The 19,980-nt window shown below is 74.3% G+C and carries 19 protein-coding genes; 15 read left to right on the top strand and 4 right to left on the bottom strand.

Translation table 11 applies throughout. The features are described 5' to 3' along the window. Positions 1 to 13: 13 nt before the first annotated feature. Positions 14 to 766 (top strand): hypothetical protein, encoded by a 753-nt coding sequence (locus tag L6241_RS12380; RefSeq protein WP_368246476.1) that lies wholly within the window; start codon positions 14 to 16, stop codon positions 764 to 766. A gap of 94 nt (positions 767 to 860) precedes the next feature. Here the strand turns inward: L6241_RS12380 and L6241_RS12375 are convergent, their stop codons facing one another. Next, entirely contained in the window at positions 861 to 1,880 is a 1,020-nt protein-coding gene (locus tag L6241_RS12375; RefSeq protein ID WP_368246475.1) for a YeiH family protein, read from the bottom strand. A gap of 95 nt (positions 1,881 to 1,975) precedes the next feature. Between L6241_RS12375 and L6241_RS12370 the strand changes: the two genes are divergently transcribed. Continuing rightward, complete coding sequence (locus tag L6241_RS12370; RefSeq protein WP_240341619.1) at positions 1,976 to 2,863, top strand: LysR family transcriptional regulator; 888 nt, start codon at positions 1,976 to 1,978, stop codon at positions 2,861 to 2,863. A gap of 113 nt (positions 2,864 to 2,976) precedes the next feature. Here the strand turns inward: L6241_RS12370 and coaA are convergent, their stop codons facing one another. Next, the gene (coaA, locus tag L6241_RS12365) at positions 2,977 to 3,924 is read right to left on the bottom strand and encodes a type I pantothenate kinase (protein WP_224766887.1); all 948 of its coding nucleotides are present in this window, start codon (positions 3,922 to 3,924) and stop codon (positions 2,977 to 2,979) included. Between the two features lie 121 nt (positions 3,925 to 4,045). Between coaA and glmS the strand changes: the two genes are divergently transcribed. The 9 genes from glmS (at position 4,046) to tsaD (ending at position 13,511) form a co-directional block, all read left to right on the top strand. Beyond that, positions 4,046 to 5,905: a glutamine--fructose-6-phosphate transaminase (isomerizing) gene (gene glmS, locus L6241_RS12360; protein WP_368246474.1), complete on the top strand. Its 1,860-nt coding sequence runs from the start codon at positions 4,046 to 4,048 to the stop codon at positions 5,903 to 5,905. A gap of 140 nt (positions 5,906 to 6,045) precedes the next feature. Continuing rightward, positions 6,046 to 7,515, top strand: coding sequence for a bifunctional ADP-dependent NAD(P)H-hydrate dehydratase/NAD(P)H-hydrate epimerase (locus L6241_RS12355; RefSeq protein ID WP_368246473.1), 1,470 nt, complete (start codon positions 6,046 to 6,048; stop codon positions 7,513 to 7,515). Further along, positions 7,512 to 8,342: a GNAT family N-acetyltransferase gene (locus tag L6241_RS12350; RefSeq protein WP_368246472.1), complete on the top strand. Its 831-nt coding sequence runs from the start codon at positions 7,512 to 7,514 to the stop codon at positions 8,340 to 8,342. Before L6241_RS12355 ends, L6241_RS12350 begins: the two co-directional genes overlap by 4 nt. Positions 8,343 to 8,389: 47 nt before the next feature. Further along, positions 8,390 to 9,583 carry an alanine racemase gene (gene alr, locus L6241_RS12345; RefSeq protein WP_368246471.1) on the top strand — a complete coding sequence of 398 codons (1,194 nt, stop codon included), beginning with the start codon at positions 8,390 to 8,392 and terminating at the stop codon, positions 9,581 to 9,583. Continuing rightward, the gene (locus tag L6241_RS12340; protein WP_368246470.1) at positions 9,583 to 10,710 is read left to right on the top strand and encodes an alpha/beta fold hydrolase; all 1,128 of its coding nucleotides are present in this window, start codon (positions 9,583 to 9,585) and stop codon (positions 10,708 to 10,710) included. Before alr ends, L6241_RS12340 begins: the two co-directional genes overlap by 1 nt. Beyond that, the gene (gene tsaE, locus L6241_RS12335) at positions 10,707 to 11,189 is read left to right on the top strand and encodes a tRNA (adenosine(37)-N6)-threonylcarbamoyltransferase complex ATPase subunit type 1 TsaE (protein ID WP_368246469.1); all 483 of its coding nucleotides are present in this window, start codon (positions 10,707 to 10,709) and stop codon (positions 11,187 to 11,189) included. The genes L6241_RS12340 and tsaE overlap by 4 nt, the downstream gene beginning before the upstream one ends. Then, the gene (gene tsaB / locus L6241_RS12330) at positions 11,189 to 11,932 is read left to right on the top strand and encodes a tRNA (adenosine(37)-N6)-threonylcarbamoyltransferase complex dimerization subunit type 1 TsaB (RefSeq protein WP_368246467.1); all 744 of its coding nucleotides are present in this window, start codon (positions 11,189 to 11,191) and stop codon (positions 11,930 to 11,932) included. The genes tsaE and tsaB overlap by 1 nt, the downstream gene beginning before the upstream one ends. Continuing rightward, positions 11,929 to 12,423 carry a ribosomal protein S18-alanine N-acetyltransferase gene (gene rimI / locus L6241_RS12325; protein WP_368246465.1) on the top strand — a complete coding sequence of 165 codons (495 nt, stop codon included), beginning with the start codon at positions 11,929 to 11,931 and terminating at the stop codon, positions 12,421 to 12,423. The genes tsaB and rimI overlap by 4 nt, the downstream gene beginning before the upstream one ends. After that, positions 12,420 to 13,511 carry a tRNA (adenosine(37)-N6)-threonylcarbamoyltransferase complex transferase subunit TsaD gene (gene tsaD, locus L6241_RS12320; RefSeq protein WP_068273258.1) on the top strand — a complete coding sequence of 364 codons (1,092 nt, stop codon included), beginning with the start codon at positions 12,420 to 12,422 and terminating at the stop codon, positions 13,509 to 13,511. Before rimI ends, tsaD begins: the two co-directional genes overlap by 4 nt. A gap of 162 nt (positions 13,512 to 13,673) precedes the next feature. Here the strand turns inward: tsaD and L6241_RS12315 are convergent, their stop codons facing one another. Then, positions 13,674 to 14,693: a glycoside hydrolase family 3 N-terminal domain-containing protein gene (locus tag L6241_RS12315; RefSeq protein ID WP_368246463.1), complete on the bottom strand. Its 1,020-nt coding sequence runs from the start codon at positions 14,691 to 14,693 to the stop codon at positions 13,674 to 13,676. On the opposite strand from L6241_RS12315, the gene L6241_RS12310 reads away from it, so the two are divergent. Then, positions 14,659 to 14,946: a hypothetical protein gene (locus L6241_RS12310; RefSeq protein ID WP_368246461.1), complete on the top strand. Its 288-nt coding sequence runs from the start codon at positions 14,659 to 14,661 to the stop codon at positions 14,944 to 14,946. The genes L6241_RS12315 and L6241_RS12310 overlap by 35 nt on opposite strands. A gap of 21 nt (positions 14,947 to 14,967) precedes the next feature. Here L6241_RS12310 and L6241_RS12305 read toward each other — a convergent pair whose 3' ends face one another. Beyond that, positions 14,968 to 16,209 (bottom strand): class I SAM-dependent methyltransferase, encoded by a 1,242-nt coding sequence (locus tag L6241_RS12305; RefSeq protein WP_123091207.1) that lies wholly within the window; start codon positions 16,207 to 16,209, stop codon positions 14,968 to 14,970. A 426-nt stretch (positions 16,210 to 16,635) separates the two neighbouring features. On the opposite strand from L6241_RS12305, the gene L6241_RS12300 reads away from it, so the two are divergent. The 3 genes from L6241_RS12300 to groL all read left to right on the top strand — a co-directional run bounded on the left by L6241_RS12300 (position 16,636) and on the right by groL (position 19,789). Next, positions 16,636 to 17,622: an ArsR/SmtB family transcription factor gene (locus L6241_RS12300; RefSeq protein WP_368246459.1), complete on the top strand. Its 987-nt coding sequence runs from the start codon at positions 16,636 to 16,638 to the stop codon at positions 17,620 to 17,622. Between the two features lie 164 nt (positions 17,623 to 17,786). After that, complete coding sequence (groES, locus tag L6241_RS12295) at positions 17,787 to 18,080, top strand: co-chaperone GroES (protein ID WP_068273266.1); 294 nt, start codon at positions 17,787 to 17,789, stop codon at positions 18,078 to 18,080. 98 nt (positions 18,081 to 18,178) lie between these two features. Next, entirely contained in the window at positions 18,179 to 19,789 is a 1,611-nt protein-coding gene (gene groL, locus L6241_RS12290; protein ID WP_251718682.1) for a chaperonin GroEL, read from the top strand. Positions 19,790 to 19,980: the final 191 nt, after the last annotated feature.

The following is a 19,980-nucleotide window of genomic DNA, read 5'->3' as shown; positions in this document are numbered from 1 at the left end:
GAGGGAGGACCTGTTGAGCACGGACTACACCCCGCGGCACGGAGTGACGCGCACCCGCGGTCGGCGCATGCCGTCGGCCGCCGCGATGAAGCGGCCCGTCGTCGGGTCGGGCATCGCCGTCGCCCTCATCGCCTCGGTCGGCGCAGCCGTCGGCACCGGTGAGACACCGGCCACCGCCGCGCCGCAGTCCGACGTCGCCCTCACCGGGCGCGCCGCCCCCGTGGGCGACGCCTTCACCGCGCTCACCGACAGCACCGGGTCGGCCGACGCCCAGCGCCTCGCCGACGAGCGCCGCTCCGCGGCCGCCAGCCGCAGCGAGAGCCGCGAGCAGGAGCGGATCGCCAAGGCGAAGAAGGCCAAGGAGCAGGCAGCCGCGAAGAAGAAGGCCGCCGCGCAGAAGGCGCTCGCCAAGCGCAAGGCCGCCGCGAAGGCCAAGACCGACCGGCTCAAGGCGGTCCAGGCCAATCCCAAGCCGTACGCGATCGAGATCATGCGCGACCACGGCTTCTCCGACGACCAGTGGGGCTGCCTGCAGTCGCTGTGGATCGGCGAGAGCGACTTCGAGTGGGACGCGACGAACGCGAGCTCGGGCGCCTACGGCATCCCGCAGTCCCTGCCCGCCGAGAAGATGGCGACCGCCGGCCCGGACTGGCGCACGAACCCCGAGACGCAGATGCGCTGGGGCATGAAGTACATCAAGGACGCCTACGGCTCGCCCTGCGCGGCCTACCAGTTCTGGAGCAACAACGACCCGCACTGGTACTGAGACCGGCTCGCAGCCGGCACCGAGCTCGGCTCGCAGCTGACGAAGGGGGACCGCCGAGCGGTCCCCCTTCGTCGTGCCCGGGGGGCGCCGGGTGTCACCCCAGGAGCAGGGCGCCGGTGAGCGCGAGGGCGAGGACGAGGAGCGTCGCGAGGACGGCGAGGAGGACCGGACGGGCCCCGACCCGGCGCAGGGTCTCGCGCCGCAGGCCGCAGCCGAGGGCGAACATCGCGGCCGCCATGGCCATGCCCTGGACCTCTTCGCCGACGGCCAGCGCGGGCGGGGGCACGTCGAGGAGGCTGCGCCCGGCGGCCAGGGCGAGGAAGCCGGCGACGAACCACGGCAGCAGCGGCGGGCGGGCCGCGTCCGCAGCGCCCCGCCGTGCGGTCGTCAGTCGCAGGGCGAGCAGCGTCGGCGCGAGGAGGACGACCCGGGCGAGCTTGGCGACCACGGCGGCCCCGAGGCCGGCGCCGCCGACGAGGCCCCCGGCGACGACGACCTGGGCGACCTCGTGGACCGATGCGCCGACGACGACGCTCCGGGTGTGGACGTCGAGCGGGGTGAGGGCGAGGCCGAAGGGGAGGAGCAGCATCGTCGTGGTGCCGAGGACGACGACGAGCGCGACGGCCGCCGAGACCTCCTCGTCGTCGGCGTCGGCGAGGTCGCGCGCGCCGGCGACGGCGGCCGCGCCGCAGATGGAGAACCCGCACGCGAGGAGCAGGCGCATCGCCGGCGGCACCCCGAGCGCGCGACCCATCGCGAGGGTGCCCACCACGCCGCCGGTCACGACGACGACGGCGAGGACGAGCACGCCGGGGCCCAGGCCGGCGACCTCGGCGAGCGAGAGCTGGAGCCCGAGGAGCACGACCGCCCAGCGCAGCACCGTGCGGCCCGCGACGGCCACCCCGGGGGCGGCGACGCGGGGGACGAGACCGGCGAGCCCGGCGGCCCCGCCGACGGCGACGGCCACGAGAGACGGGTGCGCCGCCGGCACCGTGGCGTGCAGGCCGTGCGCGAGGAGCGCGACCGACAGGGCCAGCAGGAGGCCGGGACCGGCGCCGGTGCGGTGACGGGTGGCGGTCGGCGCGCGGTCCGGGACGAGCACTGCCTGGGTCATGCACCCCACGCTCGTCTCGTGGCCGGGGGTGCGCCAGACCCCCGTCCGCCATGGACCCATGCCTACGGGGCATGGGCGAGGGATACGGTGGCCGCGTGACCACCTGGCCCGACCTCGCCGTGCTCGAGCTGCTCGTCGCCGTCGCGGAGACGGGCAGCATCGGCGCGGCCGCCGCCGCGGTGGGCACCGGTCAGCCGAGCGCGAGCCGCTCGCTGCTGCGCCTCGAGCGCCGGACCGGGGTCACCCTGCTGCAGCGCACGCCGTCGGGGACGGTGCTCACCGCGCAGGGTGCTCTCGTCGTCGACTGGGCACGTGACCTGCTCGCCGCGGCGGCCCGCTTCTCCGACGCCCAGCGCACCCTCGTGTCGGGCCGCAGCGCCGTCACCGTCGCCGCGAGCATGACGATCGCGGAGTACCTCCTGCCGCGGTGGCTCGTGCCGCTGCGCACCGCCCATCCCGACGTCGAGGTCGCCCTCGTCGCGGCGAACTCCACGGAGGTGGCCCGTGCGGTCCGCGGCGGCGAGGCCGACATCGGCTTCGTCGAGGACGGGCGGGTGCCGAGCGGGCTGCACAGCACGGTCGTCGCGAGCGACCGGCTCGTCGTCGTCGTGGCGCCGGGGCACCCGTGGGCGCGACGACGTCGCCTCCCGGTCACGGCGTCGGAGCTCGCCGCCACCGCGCTGCTCGTCCGCGAGGCCGGGTCGGGCACGCGGGTCGCGCTCGAGGACGCCCTCGAGCAGCACGGCCTCGCGGTGCGGCCCGCGCTCGAGCTGACGACGAGCACGGCCGTGCGCATCGCCGCCCTGTCGGCGCAGTCGCCCGCGGTGCTCAGCGAGCTCGCGGTCGCCGGGCTGCTCGCGAGCGGCGAGCTCGTCGAGGTGCGCGTCGACGGCGTCGACCTCACCCGCGAGCTGCGCGCCGTGTGGACCGGCTCGCGCCGCCCGACGGGCATGGTCGCCTCGGTCCTCGCGGCCGCGGTCTAGCCCGCGACCGGCCGGCCGGCGGACGCGGACCCGACGGGGCCGGGTCCCCCTTCGCCCGCCCTCAGAGCTTGCGCAGGCGGATCCGACGGGGCCGGGTCCCCCTTCGCCCGCCCTCAGAGCTTGCGCAGGCGGATCCGACGGACCTGGTGCTCGCGGTCCTTGGACAGCACGAGGGTGGCTCGGCTGCGCGTCGGCAGGACGTTGTCGACGAGGTTGGGCTCGTTGATGTCGCGGAAGATCTGCAGCGCGCGCTCGCGGGCCTCGTCGTCGGACAGGGCCGCGTAGCGGTGGAAGTAGCTCGCCGGGTCGGCGAAGGCGGTCTCGCGCAGGTGCAGGAAGCGCTCGACGTACCAGGCCCGGATGTCCTCGACGTGCGCGTCGACGTAGACCGAGAAGTCGAAGTAGTCCGAGACGGCCATGCCGGGCCGGCCGTCGCCGCGCGCCATGGGGGGCTGCAGGACGTTGAGCCCCTCGACGACGAGCACCTCGGGCTGGCGCACGACGACGTGCTCGCCGGGGACGATGTCGTAGGTGAGGTGCGAGTAGACGGGGGCGCGGACCTCGCGGTGGCCGGCCTTGACCGAGGCCATGAAGCGCAGCAGCGCGCGCCGGTCGTAGGACTCGGGGAAGCCCTTGCGCTGCAGCAGGCCCCGTCGCTCGAGCTCGGCGTTGGGCAGCAGGAAGCCGTCGGTCGTGATGAGCTCGACGTGCGGGGTGTCGGGCCAGCGGCGCATGAGCTCCCGCAGGATGCGGGCGGTCGTCGACTTGCCGACGGCGACCGAGCCGGCGACGCCGATGACGAAGGGGGACTGCGGGGGGCGCTCGCCGAGGAAGGTCGAGGTGATGCGGTGCAGCCGGGTCGTCGCCGAGACGTAGAAGGTGAGCAGCCGCGACAGGGGGAGGTAGACCTCCTCGACCTCCTCGAGGTCGATCGGGTCGCCGAGCCCGCGCAGCCGGGCGAGGTCGGCCTCGTCGAGGCTCAGCGGGTGGTTCTCGCGAAGTCGCGCCCAGTCGCGTCGGTCGAGCTCGACATACGGGGAGGGGACGGGCGCCGGTGACACGCGGTCAGTGTGCCCCACCGGCGGGCCGGGACGGCTGACCGGCCGCGTCGGCACGGCGGCGCGTCCCCCCCCGCGCGTCGTGATGAGACCCCTTCGGGCCGTGGCAGATACGCTTCGGCCCATGTGTGGAATCGTGGGATATGTCGGCCCGGACACCGACGGCAAGGCGCTCGGCGTCGTCATGGAGGGGCTCGCGCGCCTCGAGTACCGCGGGTACGACTCCGCGGGCGTGGCGCTCGTGTCGCAGGACGAGGTCTTCACCGCCAAGCGCGCCGGCAAGCTCGCCAACCTCACCGCCGCCCTCGAGGGCGCGACGGTGCCGACGTCGCGCACCGCGATCGGGCACACCCGCTGGGCCACGCACGGCGGCCCGACCGACGCCAACGCGCACCCGCACCGCGGCGGCCCCGACGGCAAGCTCGCCGTCGTGCACAACGGCATCATCGAGAACTTCCACGCGCTGAAGAACGAGCTGCTCGCCGAGGGCGTCACCTTCACCTCCGAGACCGACACCGAGGTCTCCGCCCACCTCCTGGCCCGTGCCTTCGCCGCCACCGGTGACCTCACCGAGGCCATGCGTGACGTGGTCAACCGGCTCGAGGGCGCCTTCACCCTCCTCGCCGTGCACGCCGACGACGCCGACACGGTCGTCGCCGCCCGCCGCAACAGCCCGCTCGTCGTCGGCGTCGGCGAGGGCGAGAACTTCCTCGGCTCCGACGTCGCGGCCTTCATCGGCTACACGAAGCACGCCGTCGAGCTCGAGCAGGACCAGATCGTCACGATCACCCCGCAGGGCTACTCGATCGTCGGCTTCGACGGCACGCCCGCGCAGGGCGCGGACTACGAGGTCACGTGGGACGCCGCGGCCGCCGAGAAGGGCGGGTACGAGACCTTCATGGAGAAGGAGATCCACGACCAGCCGGCCGCCGTGCGCGACACGCTGCTCGGTCGCACCGACGAGGACGGCCGGCTCGTCCTCGACGAGCTGCGCATCTCCGAGGACGAGCTGCGCGAGGTCAACCGGATCTACGTCGTCGCCTGCGGCACCGCCGCCTACGCGGGCATGGTCGCGAAGTACGCCATCGAGCACTGGACCCGGATCCCGGTCGAGGTCTCGCTGGCCCACGAGTTCCGCTACTGCGACCCGATCGTCGACGCCCGCACCCTCGTCGTGTCGATCAGCCAGTCCGGCGAGACGATGGACACCCTCATGGCGGTCAAGCACGCCAAGGACCTCGGGGCCCGCACGATCTCGATCTGCAACACCCACGGCAGCACGATCCCGCGCGGCTCCGACGCCGTGCTCTACACGCACGCCGGCCCGGAGATCGCCGTGGCGTCGACGAAGGCCTTCGTCGCCCAGATCACCGCCTGCTACGTCCTCGGCCTCTACCTCGCCCAGCTGCGCGGACAGACCTACGCGGACGACGCGAAGCAGGTCATGGCCGAGCTGCACGAGATGCCCGAGCACATCGAGACCCTGCTCGCGTCGACCGACCGCGTCGAGGAGATCGCGCGCTTCATGGCCGACTCCCGCTCGGTGCTCTTCCTCGGGCGCCACGTCGGCTACCCGATCGCCATGGAGGGCGCGCTCAAGCTCAAGGAGCTCGCCTACATCCACGCCGAGGGCTTCGCGGCCGGTGAGCTCAAGCACGGCCCGATCGCGCTCATCGAGCCCGGCCAGCCGGTCTTCGTCGTCGTGCCCGGCCCGGACACCCCCCACGGCCTGCACAAGAAGGTCGTCTCCAACATCCAGGAGATCCGGGCGCGCGGGGCGCGCACGCTCGTCATCGCGGAGGAGGGCGACGAGGACGTCGTGCCCTTCGCCGACGAGGTGATCCGGGTGCCGAAGACCTCGCCGCTGCTCCAGCCGCTGCTCACGGTCATCCCGCTGCAGGTCTTCGCCCTGCACCTGTCGACGGCCAAGGGCCTCGACGTCGACCAGCCGCGCAACCTCGCGAAGTCCGTCACCGTCGAGTGACGCGGGCTCTGCCGCGAGCTACCACGCAGTACTGGTCACGATGACGACCAGTACTGCGTGGTAGCTCGCGTCGCAGCGGGGGCCGGTCGCGTCGGGGCGGGGGGCGGTCGCACGGCGCGAAGGGGGATAGCGTCGGCGGGGTGATCCACGGATACCGAGCCGACCAGGTCCGCACCGCCGAGCAGGGGGAGCCCGAGCTCCTCGAGTCCGGCGAGCTCATGCGGCGCGCCGCGAAGGCGCTGGCGAAGGTGGCCCGCCACCGGCTGCGCGAGCAGGGCGGCCAGCGCGTCGTCGCGCTCGTCGGCCCCGGCAACAACGGCGCCGACGCCCTGTGGGCCGTGCACCGGCTCGCGAAGAAGGGGCTCGACGTCGCCGCGGTCGTCCACGACACCACCGCGGTGCCGGCCCAGCAGGAGGCCGCCGAGGCCGCGGCCGCCGCCGGCGCACAGCTCCACGCGGGTGACGGTCCCGAGGCGCTCGCGACGATCTCCGCCGCGCACGTCGTCCTCGACGGCATCACGGGCCTCGGGGGGCGCCCGGGGGTCCCGCTCTTCGCCAGGCACTGGGTCGACGCGATCTACCCCGGCGCCTACGTCATCGCCGTCGACGCCCCCTCCGGGCAGCCCGTCGACGGCGGACCAGTCGTGCCCGACGCGGTCTTCGCCGACGAGACGGTGACCTTCGTCGCGCCCAAGCCGGTGCACGTGCTGCCGCCCACCGAGTCGACGACCGGCCTGCTCACGGTCATCGACATCGGTGTCCGGGCGCCCGGCGAGCCGGCCGTCACCTCGCTCGACCCCGACGACGTCGCGGCCCTGTGGCCGGTCCCGCAGCGCGGAGACGACAAGTACTCCCGCGGCGTCCTCGGGCTCGTCGCCGGCGGCGAGTCCTACACCGGGGCGGCGGTGCTCTCCGCGACGGCGGCGGTCACCGCGGGCGTGGGGATGCTGCGCTACGTCGGCACCCCCGAGCCCGAGGCGCTCGTGCGCGCCGCCGTGCCCGAGGCCACCCACGGGCCCGGACGGGTGCAGGCCTGGGCGATCGGCCCCGGTCTCGACGTCGCGTCCCGGGCGAAGGGGGCCAAGGCGCAGCTCGACGTCGCGCGAGAGGCCCTCGACTCCGATCTGCCGGTCCTCCTCGACGCCGGCGGTCTCGATCTCGTCACCGGGGTCCGCGACGCCCCGACCCTGCTCACGCCGCACGCCGGCGAGGCCGCGCGGCTGCTCTCGCGGCTCGGGGGCCCCGAGGTCGAGCGTGCCGACGTCGAGGCCGACCCGGTGACGCACGCCCGGCGGATCGGCGAGCTCACCGGCGCCACGGTCCTGCTCAAGGGCGCGAGCACCCTCGTCGTGCCCCCGAGCGGTCCGGTCCTCGTCCAGTCCAGCGCCCCGGCCTGGCTCGCGACCGCCGGCTCCGGCGACGTCCTCACCGGGCTCGTCGGCACCCTGCTCGCCGGCGGGCTCGACCCCGCAACTGCCGGCGCCCTCGGCGCGCTCGTCCACGGCGAGGCCGCGCACGACGCGAGCGGCGGCGGGCCCGTCCGGGCCCTCGCCGTCGCCGAAGAAATCGGTCGAACCCTCGCGCGCCTCCTGGCAGCATCGCCGGGGTGACCGACACCCCCTTCGCCGCCGCCACCCCCGACCGGGCCGCGCTCCTCGCGCTCTACGACGAGCACCTGCGTGCCGAGGGCGAGGTGCCCTCCGCCGACCGCGTCGAGCGGGTCGGCCCGGTCCTCGTCGGGCGCTACGGCGCCGAGCGAGGCTTCGTCACCTACCGCGACCTCGGCGGTCTCGACGCCGACGGCGTCGCCGACCTCGTCGCGCGGGTCGTGCGTCCGCTCCTCGACGACCCGGCGGTCGACGTCGTCGAGTGGAAGACACGCGGCCACGACGAGGCCCCGGGCCTCGACGAGGCGCTGCGCGCGCACGGCCTGCAGCCGCAGGAGGTCGAGTCGGTGATGATCGGCGCGGCGAGCGCGCTCGCGCTCGCCCTGCCGCTGCCGCACGGCGTGACCATCCGTCGGGTCGAGGACGAAGGGGGGCTGCGCGCGGCCGAGGCGTGCGCGGCTGCCGTCTTCGACAGCTCGCCGCAGGACGCGCGCCGGATCGCCGACGAGATCGTGCGACGGGTGATGTCGGGGCGCGACGACCTCGAGATGTGGGTCGCCGAGCACGACGGCCAGGTGATCTCGTGCGGCCGGCTCGAGCCGGTGGGCGACTGCGGGGTCGCCGGCATCTGGGGCGGGGCCACCCTGCCGCAGTGGCGCCGTCAGGGCGTCTACCGGGCGCTCACCGCCGAGCGGGCCCGCTCGGCGATGCGGCGCGGGGTGCGCTGGATCCACTCGGACTCGACCGAGGGGTCCCGGCCCATCCTCGAGCGCTCGGGCCTCGTGCGGGTGACGACGACGACCCCCTACGAGTGGCGCCGGACCCGCTGAGCAGCCTGCGCGGTCGCCCGGGGCGGCCGACCTAGGATGGGACGACCATGTCCACCGCCTCGCTCGAGCCCACCTCGTCAGCCCCGCCCTACCTCGGCACGAGCCGCGTGAGCGTCGACCTCGACGCGATCCGCGACAACGTCGTCGAGCTCGACCGCCGGGCCGGTCAGGCCGGCGTCATGGCCGTCGTCAAGGCCGACGCCTACGGCCACGGCCTCGTCCCCTCGGCCCGGGCCGCGCTCGCCGGCGGGGCGCGCTACCTCGCCGTCGCCCAGCTCGCGGAGGCCCTCGGGCTGCGCCGCGCCGGTGTCGACGCGCCGCTGCTCACCTGGCTCTTCGCCCCGGGCGACGACCTCACCGAGGCGGTCCGGGCGGGCATCACCCTGTCCGCCGGCTCCCCGTGGGCGCTCGAGGCGATCGCCGGTGCCGCTCGCGAGACCGGCCTGACCGCCCGCACCCACCTCAAGGTCGACACCGGCCTGGGCCGTGGCGGGTCGTGGGGCGAGGACCTCGAGCACGTCCTGCGCCGGGCGGCCGAGCTCGCGACCGAGCAGGTCGTCGAGGTCGAGGGCATCTGGTCGCACTTCGCCTGGGCCGACGCCCCCGAGCACCCGACGGTGCGCGCGCAGCAGGAGGTCTTCGAGACGACGTGCGCGCGGGCCGAGCGGCTCGGGCTGCGGATCCCCCTTCGTCATCTCGCGAACTCCGCGGCGACCCTCACCAACCCCTCCGCCGCCTTCGACCTCGTCCGTCCTGGTCTGGCGGTCTACGGGCTGTCGCCGGTGCCCGACCTCGGGTCGCCCGAGGACCTCGGGCTGCGCGAGGCGATGCGGCTGACCGCCCGCCTCGTGTCGGTCAAGGACGCCCCGGCCGGCCAGGGCGTCTCCTACGGCCACGAGTACGCGACCTCGCGGGCGACCCGCCTCGGCCTCGTGCCGCTCGGCTACTCCGACGGCATCCCGCGCCACGCGGGCAACGCCGGCCCGATCCAGGTCGGGGGAGACCGGCTGCGCATCGCCGGACGCGTGTGCATGGACCAGGTTGTCGTCGACCTCGGCCCGGGCAGCGACGCGCAGCCCGGTGACGAGGTCGTGCTCCTCGGTCGCGGCGTCGACGGCGAGCCGACCGCGCAGGACTGGGCGGAGGCGGCCGGCACGATCAACTACGAGGTGGTCACCCGCATCGGGGCCCGCGTGCCGCGGGTCTACCTCGGCGGGGCCGGCTCGGGGGAGCGGTCGTGATGGCCTCGCGACGCACGAAGACCGCGCTCGGGGCCTCGCTGGGCGCCGGCGTCATCGCCGCGGGCGCCGGGGCGATCGCCGCTCGCCGCGGTCACGGCCCGGTCCGCACCTCGCACCCCGACGGCACCCACCCGTGGGGCTTCACCCCCGGTCGGGTGGAGTCGGTCCTCGCGACCGACGGAACCGTCCTGCACGTCGAGGTCGACGAGCCGAAGGGGTCGACCCGCCGCGGTCGTCCCACCGTAGTCCTCGTCCACGGCTTCACGATCGACCTCACGACGTGGGCGCACCAGCGCCGGCGCCTCGTGCTCGAGGGCTACCGCGTCGTCACCTACGACCAGCGCAACCACGGGCTGTCCGGGCAGGGCGACCTCTCGGACTGCACGATCGAGCAGCTCGGCCGGGACCTGCGCAGCGTGCTCGAGGCCGTCGTGCCGAGCGGCCCGGTCGTGCTCGTCGGCCACTCCATGGGCGGCATGACGATCATGAGCCTGGCCCAGCAGCAGCCCGCGCTCGTCGAGGAGCGGGTGCGCGCGGTCGGGCTGGTGTCGACGAGCGCGGGCGGCGGCGGACTCGTGAGCGTCGGCTTCGGGCCCCTGCTCGACGGCCTCGTCGTGCGCCTCGGCCCGGGCCTGCTGCGCCGCCTCGGCTCGCGCGACGGCGTCTGGGGCGGTCTGCGACGCGTCGGTCGTGACGCCGAGCGCACGGCGGTCCAGCGCTACGGCTTCGGCGAGCGGGCCGACGACGAGACGCTGTCGTACTTCTCCGACGTCATCTTCTCGACCCCGCTGGCGACGATCGCGGCCTTCCTGCCCCAGCTCGACGAGCTCGACGTCCGCGACGCGCTCCCCGGGCTGGCGCGCACCGAGGTGCTCGTGCTCGGCGGCAGCCGTGACCAGCTGACTCCTCCCTCGCACAGCGAGGCCATCGTCGACCTCGTGCCGCGGAGCGTGCACGTCGTCGTGCCCGGCGCGGGTCACCTCCTGCCGATGGAGCGGCCCGACGTCGTGACGAGCGAGCTGCTCGCGCTCGTCGAGCGCGGCGTCGCCGCGCGGGCCCGCAGCGGCCGCTCCGCCGCGGGGGCCGAGGTGCGCGACACCGGGGCGGGCGTCGGGGCGAGCGCATGACCTCGATCTTGCTGCCGACCCCGCAGAGCACCCGAGAGGCCGGCCGACGTCTCGGCGAGGCGCTGCGTGCCGGCGACCTCGTCGTGCTCACCGGCGGCCTCGGCGCCGGCAAGACGACGATGACCCAGGGCCTGGCCGACGGGGTGGGCGTGCGCGGGCCGATCACCTCGCCCACCTTCGTCATCGCCCGGGTGCACCCGAGCCTCGTCGGCGGGCCGGCTCTCGTGCACGTCGACGCCTACCGGCTCGGGGGCGCCGCCGAGCTCGACGACCTCGACCTCGACACCGACCTCACCGACAGCGTCACCGTCGTCGAGTGGGGCAGCGGGCTCGTCGAGGACCTCAGCGAGGACCGTCTCGAGATCACCCTCGCCGCCGACCCCGAGACGGAGGCGCGCACGCTGACCCTCACCGGCCGTGGCCGGTGGGCCGGCGCGCCCGCCGACGCGCTCGTCCGATCCCTCACCGCGGAGGTCTGATGCTCCTCGCGCTCGACACCTCGACCTCGGCCGTCGCCGTCGCCCTGCTCGACCTCGACGGCGGCCCGCTGGCGCAGGAGCACGTCGTCGACCCCCGGGGCACGACCGAGCTCCTCGCGCCGCTCGTGCAGCGGGCGCTCGCCGCCGCCGGTGCGACGCCGGCCGACGTCGAGCTCGTCGCGGTCGGCACCGGGCCCGGGCCCTTCACCAGCCTGCGCGTCGGCATCGTCACCGCGCGGACCTTCGCCCTCGCCCGCTCGGTGCCCGTCCTCGGGGTCCCCTCGCACGACGCGATCGCCCACGAGTGGTACCTCGCGGGAGGTCGGGGCCCGCTGCTCGTCGCGACCGACGCCCGCCGCAAAGAGGTCTACGTGAGCGTCTACGCGCAGGCCGCGGGCGACGAGAGCGCGCTGCCGTGGCAGGTGACACGCGGTCCGCTCGTGAGCCGCGCCGTCGACCTGCCCGAGTCGGAGCGCGTCCTGCCCACCGCCGGGCGTGGTCCCTCGCTCTACCCCGAGGCGCTGACGAACGCCGACGGCCCGCTCGACGTCTCCGCCGCCGCGCTCGGCGGGGTCGCCCTGGCCCGGCACCGCCTCGGACTCGACCAGCCCACCGACCCGCTGTACCTGCGCCGCCCCGACGCCACCCCGTCGGTGCCACGCTCGGCGATCGGCGCCCAGCGCCAGGACGAGCAGACGCCCGGCCCCGCCTCCGCCGGGCCCGCGGGGGCGACCCAGCAGTGAGCGCGACCGCGACGACGCCGACGTGGCGCGCGGTCGGGTGGCGAGACATCCCCGCGCTCGCCGCGCTCGAGCAGCAGATCTACCCCGACGACGCGTGGTCCGAGCAGTCCTGGTGGGGCGAGCTCGCCGCGCGTCCGCGCCGCGACTACGTCATCGTCGAGGACGACGAGGGCGTGCTCGGCTACGCCGGTCTCGACCACGGCGGCGAGGTGGGTGACGTCATGACGATCGCCGTCGCGCCGCGCGGCCGCCGCCGCGGCCTCGGTCGGGCACTGCTCGACGAGCTCGTCGCCCGTGCGCGGGCCGGGGGCGCCGCCCGCCTGCTGCTCGAGGTGCGCGCCGACAACGTCGCGGCCCGTGCCATGTACGAGGCCGCCGGGATGAGGCTGCTGAGCACCCGACGCGGCTACTACCCCGGGGGAGTCGACGCGCTCGTCCTCGGGCTCGACCTCGACACCCCTTCGCCGCCCGACGGACCGGAGAGCCGATGACCCCGCCCACCACCTCCACCCCGCTCGTCCTCGGCATCGAGACCTCGTGCGACGAGACCGGCATCGGGATCGTCTGCGGCGAGGAGCTGCTCGTCGACGCGATCGCCAGCTCGGTCGAGGAGCATGCCCGTTTCGGCGGCGTCGTGCCCGAGGTCGCCAGCCGCGCCCATCTCGAGGCGATGGTCCCGACGCTCGAGCGTGCGTGCGCCCAGGCCGGTGTGCGCCTGCAGGACCTCGACGGCATCTCCGTGACCTCCGGGCCCGGCCTGGCCGGCGCGCTCATGGTCGGAGTCGCCTCGGCGAAGGCCCTGTCCGTCGCCCTCGGCATCCCGCTGTACGGGGTCAACCACCTCGCCAGCCACGTCGCCGTCGACATCGTCGAGCACGGGCCGCTGCCCGAGCCGACCCTCGCGATGCTCGTGTCGGGCGGGCACTCCTCGTTGCTGCTCGTCCCCGACGTCACGCACGACATCCGCAGCCTCGGGTCGACGATCGACGACGCGGCCGGCGAGGCCTTCGACAAGGTCGCACGGGTGCTCGGGCTGCCCTTCCCCGGCGGGCCGCACGTCGACCGGGCCGCGCGCGACGGGCAGGTCGTCATCGACTTCCCCCGAGGGCTGACAACCGGTCGCGACATGCAGCGCCACCGCTTCGACTTCTCCTTCTCGGGGCTCAAGACCGCCGTCTCGCGGTGGGTCGAGCACCAGCGCGCCGACGGCGTCGCGATCTCCGTGCCCGACGTCGCCGCGTCCTTCCAGGAGGCGGTCGTCGACGTGCTCACCCGCAAGGCGGTCCTCGCGTGCACCGAGCACGACGTCGCCGCGCTGCAGGTCGGCGGAGGTGTCGCCGCCAACTCGCGGCTGCGGGCGATGGCCCAGGAGCGCTGCGACGCGGCCGGCATCGAGCTGCGCATCCCGCGCCCGGGGCTGTGCACCGACAACGGCGCGATGGTCGCCAGCCTCGGCGCGCAGATGATGATCAAGGGCCGCCCGGCGAGCGACCTGTCGCTCCCCGCGGACTCCTCGATGCCGGTGACCGACGTGCAGTCCGGGCTGCCGGTGCACGTCGACCACGACCACGCCCACTGAGGCCGCCACCCCCTTCGCGCCCCGCCGCGCTCCCCTTCGTGCTCGGCTACGCCTCCACCTACCACGCCGTAGGTGGGGCGATCACGACCAGTACGGCGTGGTAGCCGGGTCGGCAGCCGGCGGCGAAAGGGGGGGCCGGCGGAGGGGCGAGCGCGGACGGGGTCAGCCGCAGCGCAGCAGGCCCATGTCCTCCTTGAGCGTGAGGACGCGCGTCACCGAGGCCTGCACCTGCTCGGCGAAGTCCTCGTCGGACGCCGCCCGGCGCACGATCGCGGAGGTCATCGTCTGCGTCTGGGTCGCGTCGGCGGTGAGGACGACGTCGCCGCCGGCGGCGATGAAGCGGGTCGCGCGCTGGCCGACGGGCACGTCCGCGACCGCCCTGGCCACCCCGACGTCGTCGGTGACGACGACGCCGTCGAAGCCCATCTGCTCGCGGAGCAGGTCGGTGACGACCGCCCGGCTGAAGGGCGCCTGGTTGTCGGCGTCGATCTTCGGGTAGCGGGCCGACCCGACCATGACGAGCGTCGGCGTGGCCCGCATCGCGGCGGCGAAGGGGGCGAGGTGCGGGTCCGAGGTCGTCGCCGTGGAGTCGGTGATGCCCGAGGCCGTCGCGTCGGTGTTGCCGGTGATCCGGCCGATGCCGGGGAAGTGCTTGGTCGTCGGCATGACACCCGCCGCGTGCATCCCCTTCGCGAAGGCCGTGGCGCCCCGCGTCACGGCCGCGGGGGTCGAGCCGTACTCGCGCCCGTACTGCCCGATGGGGGCGTTGCCCCGGCCGATCTCGGCGGGGACGGTGTCGGTCGTCGGGGCGAGGTTGACGTTGACCCCCGCCTGCTCGAGCTCGGCTCCCCACCCCTTCGCCTGCCGGGTGAGCTCGGCCGGTGCGAGGGCACCCTGCTCACGCCCTGAGGGGATGGTCGAGAAGCCCTCGCCGGTGAGCTGCTGGACCTCGCCGCCCTCCTGGTCGGCCGCGACGAGGACACCGACACGGGTGCCGCCGACGCGCACCGCGGAGTCCTGCAGGTGCTCGCTCGTCGCGGCGACGCTCGACCGGCCGGTCCAGCCGCCGAGGTAGAGCATGCTGCCGAGCCCGTCGGCGAGCTGGGCGTCGAGACCGTTCGTGCCCATCTGGGGGGTGAGCGCGACCATGAGCAGCTGGCCGGCGTGCTGGGTCGGCGTCATCGCCGCGACGGTGCTCCTCACGCAGGACGAGACGACCGGGGTGCTCGGCGTGCTGCTCGTGGCGCTCGAGGGGCTCGAGGTGGTGCTGCTGCTCGGGCTCGAGGCGCTGCTGGGGGAGGTGCTGCTCGAGGTGCCGCTGGAGGATGCGCTGCTGGAGGACGTGCTGCTCGTGCCGGTGCTGCTCGAGACGGGGGAGTCCCCCGAGCACGCGGCGAGGGCGAGGACCGCCAGGGTCGCGGGGGCGAGGAGGTAGCGGTGCGTCACCCGGGTCACGCTACGCGAGCGGCTCGACGACGACCGCCGCGCTCTCTCCGGCCACCCGCGTCAGCACGACGACCGCCTGGGCCCCGTCGCCGGCCCCGCGGCCGATGCGCAGCCCGCGGCGCAGCTGCTCGTCGTCGACCCGGATCCCGCGCTTCTTGATGGTCAGCCCGGTGATGCCGCGCTCGCGCAGCCAGGCGCGCAGCACCTTCACGTTGTAGGGCATCGCCTCGACGACCCGGTAGCCGCGGGCGAAGGGGACGTCGTGCGCGCTCTCGCTCGTCACGAGCCCCAGACCGGGCTCGACCTCCGCCCCGCCGACCTCTCGGGTCAGCGCGCCGACGAGACCGGCCCGCACCACCGCGCGGTCGGCCTCGTAGAGGTGCGCGCCGAGCCCCCCGAGCGAGGCGACGGCGGGCGGGTCCTCGTCGGCGTGCGACTGGTCGACCCGCACGCTCGGCGCCCCGTGCCGCATGACGAGCGCGCTGCGCCCGGCGGTGCGCACGAGGGGGCCCCACCACACAGAGCACTCGAGGACCGTGCCGTCGTAGGAGACCCACTGCGCCTCGGTGCCCAGCGGGGGCACGTCGTGCGGCAGAGAGGGCGACATCTTCACCCCGGTCGCCGGCACGGCGGTGGCCAGCTCGAGGACGAGGTCCCACGACGGCGAGAGCTCCTCGAGCCGGAAGACCCGACGGGTGCGCCCCTGCGCGTCGGCGACCCCGGGGGTGCGCCGCGCGGGGTCGAGCCAGATGCCGACCCGGGCGTGGATCGGGTCCGCCGGGGGCTGGAGGTCCTCGGCCAGGCCGACGCGTGCGCGGCTGTCCGGCCACGGCCGCAGGTTGCTGTCGGCGACGGCGGCGGTCACGGGGTCCCGGTCCAGGCCCTGGACGGTGACGCCAAGAGAGCTCATCGCCATCGCGTCCGAGCCGATGCCGCAGCCGAGGTCGTGGACGGTCGCGAGCGAGGCGGCGGCGAAGCGGGCGGCGTGAGTGGCGGCCACCTCGAGCCGGGTGGCCTGCTCGAGCCCGTCGGGGGTGAAGAGCATGCCGTCGGCGAACTCGCCGAACTTGTCCCGGGCGCGGTGGCGCAGCCGGTGCTGGGTGAGGGCCGCCGCGACGAGCTCGGGGGAGTGCCCCTGCGCCCGCAGCCGGCCCTGCACCGCGAGCACCTGCGACTCGTCGTACGGGGGGAGCGAGCTCAGCAGCTCGTGCCCCTGGGGACCCGCGAGGGCCTTGACCGTCGTGACGTCCACCGCCCCACCCTCTCACCCCCCCTTCGCGCGGTGCGTCGCTCGGCCCGGCCTCCCCAGGCCGTGCCGGCGTCGTGCGCGCTGCGCGAAGGGGACCCGTCGTCGGCGCGGCCCCCTGGGACCTCCTCCGATCGGCCAGACCCCATGCGAAGGGGGACCCCTCTGGCCCCTTCGCCAGTGAGGTCCCCCTTCGTCCCTCCGGGGGCTGCCAACGGTCCCTGCGCCGGGCAGACGGGTGGCTGATCTCCTGCGCGCGCCCGCACCAGCGGGGTCACGCGGTCGAGCTCAGCTCGGGAGGCTCCTTCCGCGCAGACCGGCGTGACGTCATGATGTGGTCACGCCCGGATCTGGCTGTGGTCTCGGTGCGATTCGTCCAGGTGACATGCTCTGACGGAGCACACCCCTTCGTGCAGAGATGAAGTGAATCGCTTGAAGGCCTTGCCCGCGCCCGACGAGCTCGTGTACCGGCTCACGCCGACCGAGCTCATGACGTCGCGCTTCGGCATCTCCGCCCTCACCGAGGCCTGCCTCTCGCTGCGCGTCATCCGTCGGCCGGAGGACTACCCGCACCTGCGCGAGTGGCGTCGGCACGTGCTCGCGACGACGCCGCTGCCCGTGCTGCAGACCCTCGCCGCGCTCGTCTCCGACGACATGTCGACCCCGGAGTTCCTCAACCCGCGGCCGCACGCGGGTGCACCGGACTTCACCGCCGAGATGCGCGAGCTGGCCCGCATGGACCCAGCGGTCGTCGGGGCCGAGCTCGACGTGCTCTTCCCCGACCGTCGCCCCGTGGCGCTGCAGGGCTCGGACGTCGCCGTGCACCGCCAGGTCGTCGCCGCGATGCAGGCGTACTGGACCCACAGCTTCGCGCCGTGGTGGGAGCGGATCAGCGCCGCGCTGCGCGAGGACATCGCCGTGCGCTCCGACGTCGCGGTGACCGCGGGGCTGCTGCCGGCTCTCGACCAGCTGAGTCCCCATCTCGAGGTCACGGCGACGCAGGTCGTCTGCCGCAACCCCAACGGGCCGAACTTCGAGGCCGACGTCGACGGGCGAGGGCTCGTCTTCGTGCCGACCCTCTTCGCGCCCTTCCCGGCCTGCCCGGTGCACGAGGGGGCGCAGCCCTACGTCCTCTACCCGGCGCGTCCGGTGCCGCTCGGGGCCGCACCGCACCGCCCCGACCTCTCCGCCCTGCTCGGGCCGGCCCGAGCGGCGGCGCTGTCCTCGGTGGGCCTGGAGACGACGAGCACCGCCCTCGGTCGCCACCTGGGCGTCTCCACCTCGGCCGCCGGCCAGCACCTGCGGTGGCTTACGAGGGCCGGCCTGCTCGAGCCGAGCCGGCGGGGGAGCAGCGTCTACTACGCACCGACCGCGACGGGCCGCCAGGTCCTCAGATCCCACCACCACGGCCCGCGCTGACCGCCTGCTGGCACTCAGGTTGACCGAGTGCTAACGAGCGGCCTAGATTTCTGCTTGGCACTCTCCACTGGTGAGTGCCAGGACCAGAGCCGGTCGACCCCCGCGACGGCGAGCGGCTCTGACCACCGAAGACAAGCGAAGTAACTTCCATCGAAGGAGCCAACGTGTCGGTTTCGCTCAAGCCGCTCGAGGACCGCATCATCGTCAAGTCGCTCGAGGCCGAGCAGACCACGGCCTCCGGCCTGGTCATCCCGGACACCGCCAAGGAGAAGCCCCAGGAGGGCGAGGTCGTCGCCGTCGGTCCGGGCCGCGTGTCCGACGCCGGTGAGCGCGTCGCCATGGACATCTCCGTCGGCGACCGCGTCATCTACAGCAAGTACGGCGGCACCGAGGTCAAGCACGGCGGGACCGAGTACCTCATCCTCTCGGCGCGCGACGTCCTCGCGATCGTCGGCTGACCCACCTCTCAGCACGCTGACGCCCCGGGTGCGGGCCCGCCCGGGCTCCCCGGGGCGTCGCGCTGACCTCCCCCCTTCGATCAACACAAAGGACTGACATGGCCAAGGAACTGGAGTTCAACGACTCCGCCCGTGACGCCCTCCAGCGCGGCGTCGACCAGCTCGCCAACGCGGTGAAGGTGACGCTCGGCCCCAAGGGTCGCAACGTCGTCATCAACAAGGCGTGGGGCGCCCCCACGATCACCAACGACGGCGTGACCATCGCCCGCGAGATCGAGCTCGAGGACCCCTACGAGAACCTCGGCGCGCAGCTCGCGAAGGAGGTCGCGACCAAGACCAACGACGTCGCCGGTGACGGCACGACGACCGCGACCGTCCTCGCCCAGGCCATGGTCAAGGAGGGCCTGCGCAACGTCGCCGCGGGCGCCGCCCCGTCCGGCCTCAAGCGCGGCATCGACAAGGCCGTCGAGGCCGTCTCCGGGCGTCTGCTCGAGACCGCCCGCGAGGTCGAGGGCAAGGACGAGATCGCCCAGGTCGCCTCGCTCTCCGCGCAGGACCAGACCATCGGCGGGATCATCGCCGAGGCCTTCGACAAGGTCGGCAAGGACGGCGTCATCACGGTCGAGGAGTCCTCGACCGCCGAGACCTCGCTCGACTTCACCGAGGGCATGCAGTTCGACAAGGGCTACATCAGCCCCTACTTCGTCTCCGACGCCGAGCGCATGGAGGCCGTCCTCGAGGACGCCTACGTCCTCATCAACCAGGGCAAGATCTCCACGGTCGCCGACATCCTCCCCGTCCTCGAGAAGGTCGTGCAGTCGGGCAAGCCGCTGCTCATCATCGCCGAGGACATCGAGGGCGAGGCGCTGTCGACGCTCGTCGTCAACAAGATGCGCGGCACCTTCAACGTCGCGGCCGTCAAGGCCCCCGGCTTCGGCGACCGCCGCAAGGCGATGCTGCAGGACATGGCCATCCTCACGGGTGCCCAGGTCATCGCCGAGGAGGTCGGCCTCAAGCTCGACCAGGCCGGTCTCGAGGACCTCGGCCAGGCCCGTCGCGTCGTCATCACCAAGGACGCCACGACGATCATCGACGGCCAGGGCGAGAGCTCGCAGGTCGAGGGCCGGGTCAACCAGATCAAGGCCGAGATCGAGCGCACCGACTCCGACTGGGACCGCGAGAAGCTCCAGGAGCGCCTCGCCAAGCTCGCCGGTGGCGTCTGCGTCATCCAGGTCGGTGCCCACACCGAGGTCGAGCTCAAGGAGAAGAAGCACCGGATCGAGGACGCGATCTCCGCGACGCGCGCCGCGATCGAGGAGGGCATCGTCGCCGGTGGCGGCTCCGCCCTCGTGCACGCCGTCTCCGTCATCGACACCCTCACCCTCGAGGGCGACGAGGCGACCGGCGCGAGCATCGTGCGCAAGGCCGCCGTCGAGCCGCTGCGCTGGATCGCCGAGAACGCCGGCCTCCAGGGTTACGTCGCGGTCTCGAAGGTCTCCGAGCTCGAGCCGGGTCAGGGCCTCAACGCCGCGACCGGTGAGTACGGCGACCTCGTCGGCGCCGGCGTCATCGACCCGGTCAAGGTCACCCGCTCCGCGCTCGTCAACGCCGCGTCGATCGCGTCGATGGTCCTCACCACCGACACGCTCGTCGTCGAGAAGCCCGAGGACGAGGAGCCCGCTGCCGCGGGCCACGGTCACCACCACTGACCCGACCTCACCCACGACGGGGCGACGCACCACGGTGCGTCGCCCCGTCGTCGTCCCGGTGACCCGGCAGCAACGGGACCCGTGGGGGTGCTGGCCCGCATATACGGGGTCAACCGCACCAGGGGTCCCGTTACTGCTGGGTAGCTAAGGGGGAGAGCCGGGATCTCTGGGGCCAAGACGGCGGGGAGGGT

The sequence above is a fragment of the Janibacter sp. Y6 genome (assembly GCF_040900765.1).
GTDB lineage: Bacteria > Actinomycetota > Actinomycetes > Actinomycetales > Dermatophilaceae > Marihabitans > Marihabitans melonis.
This window is presented reverse-complemented; position numbering and strand designations above follow the sequence as displayed.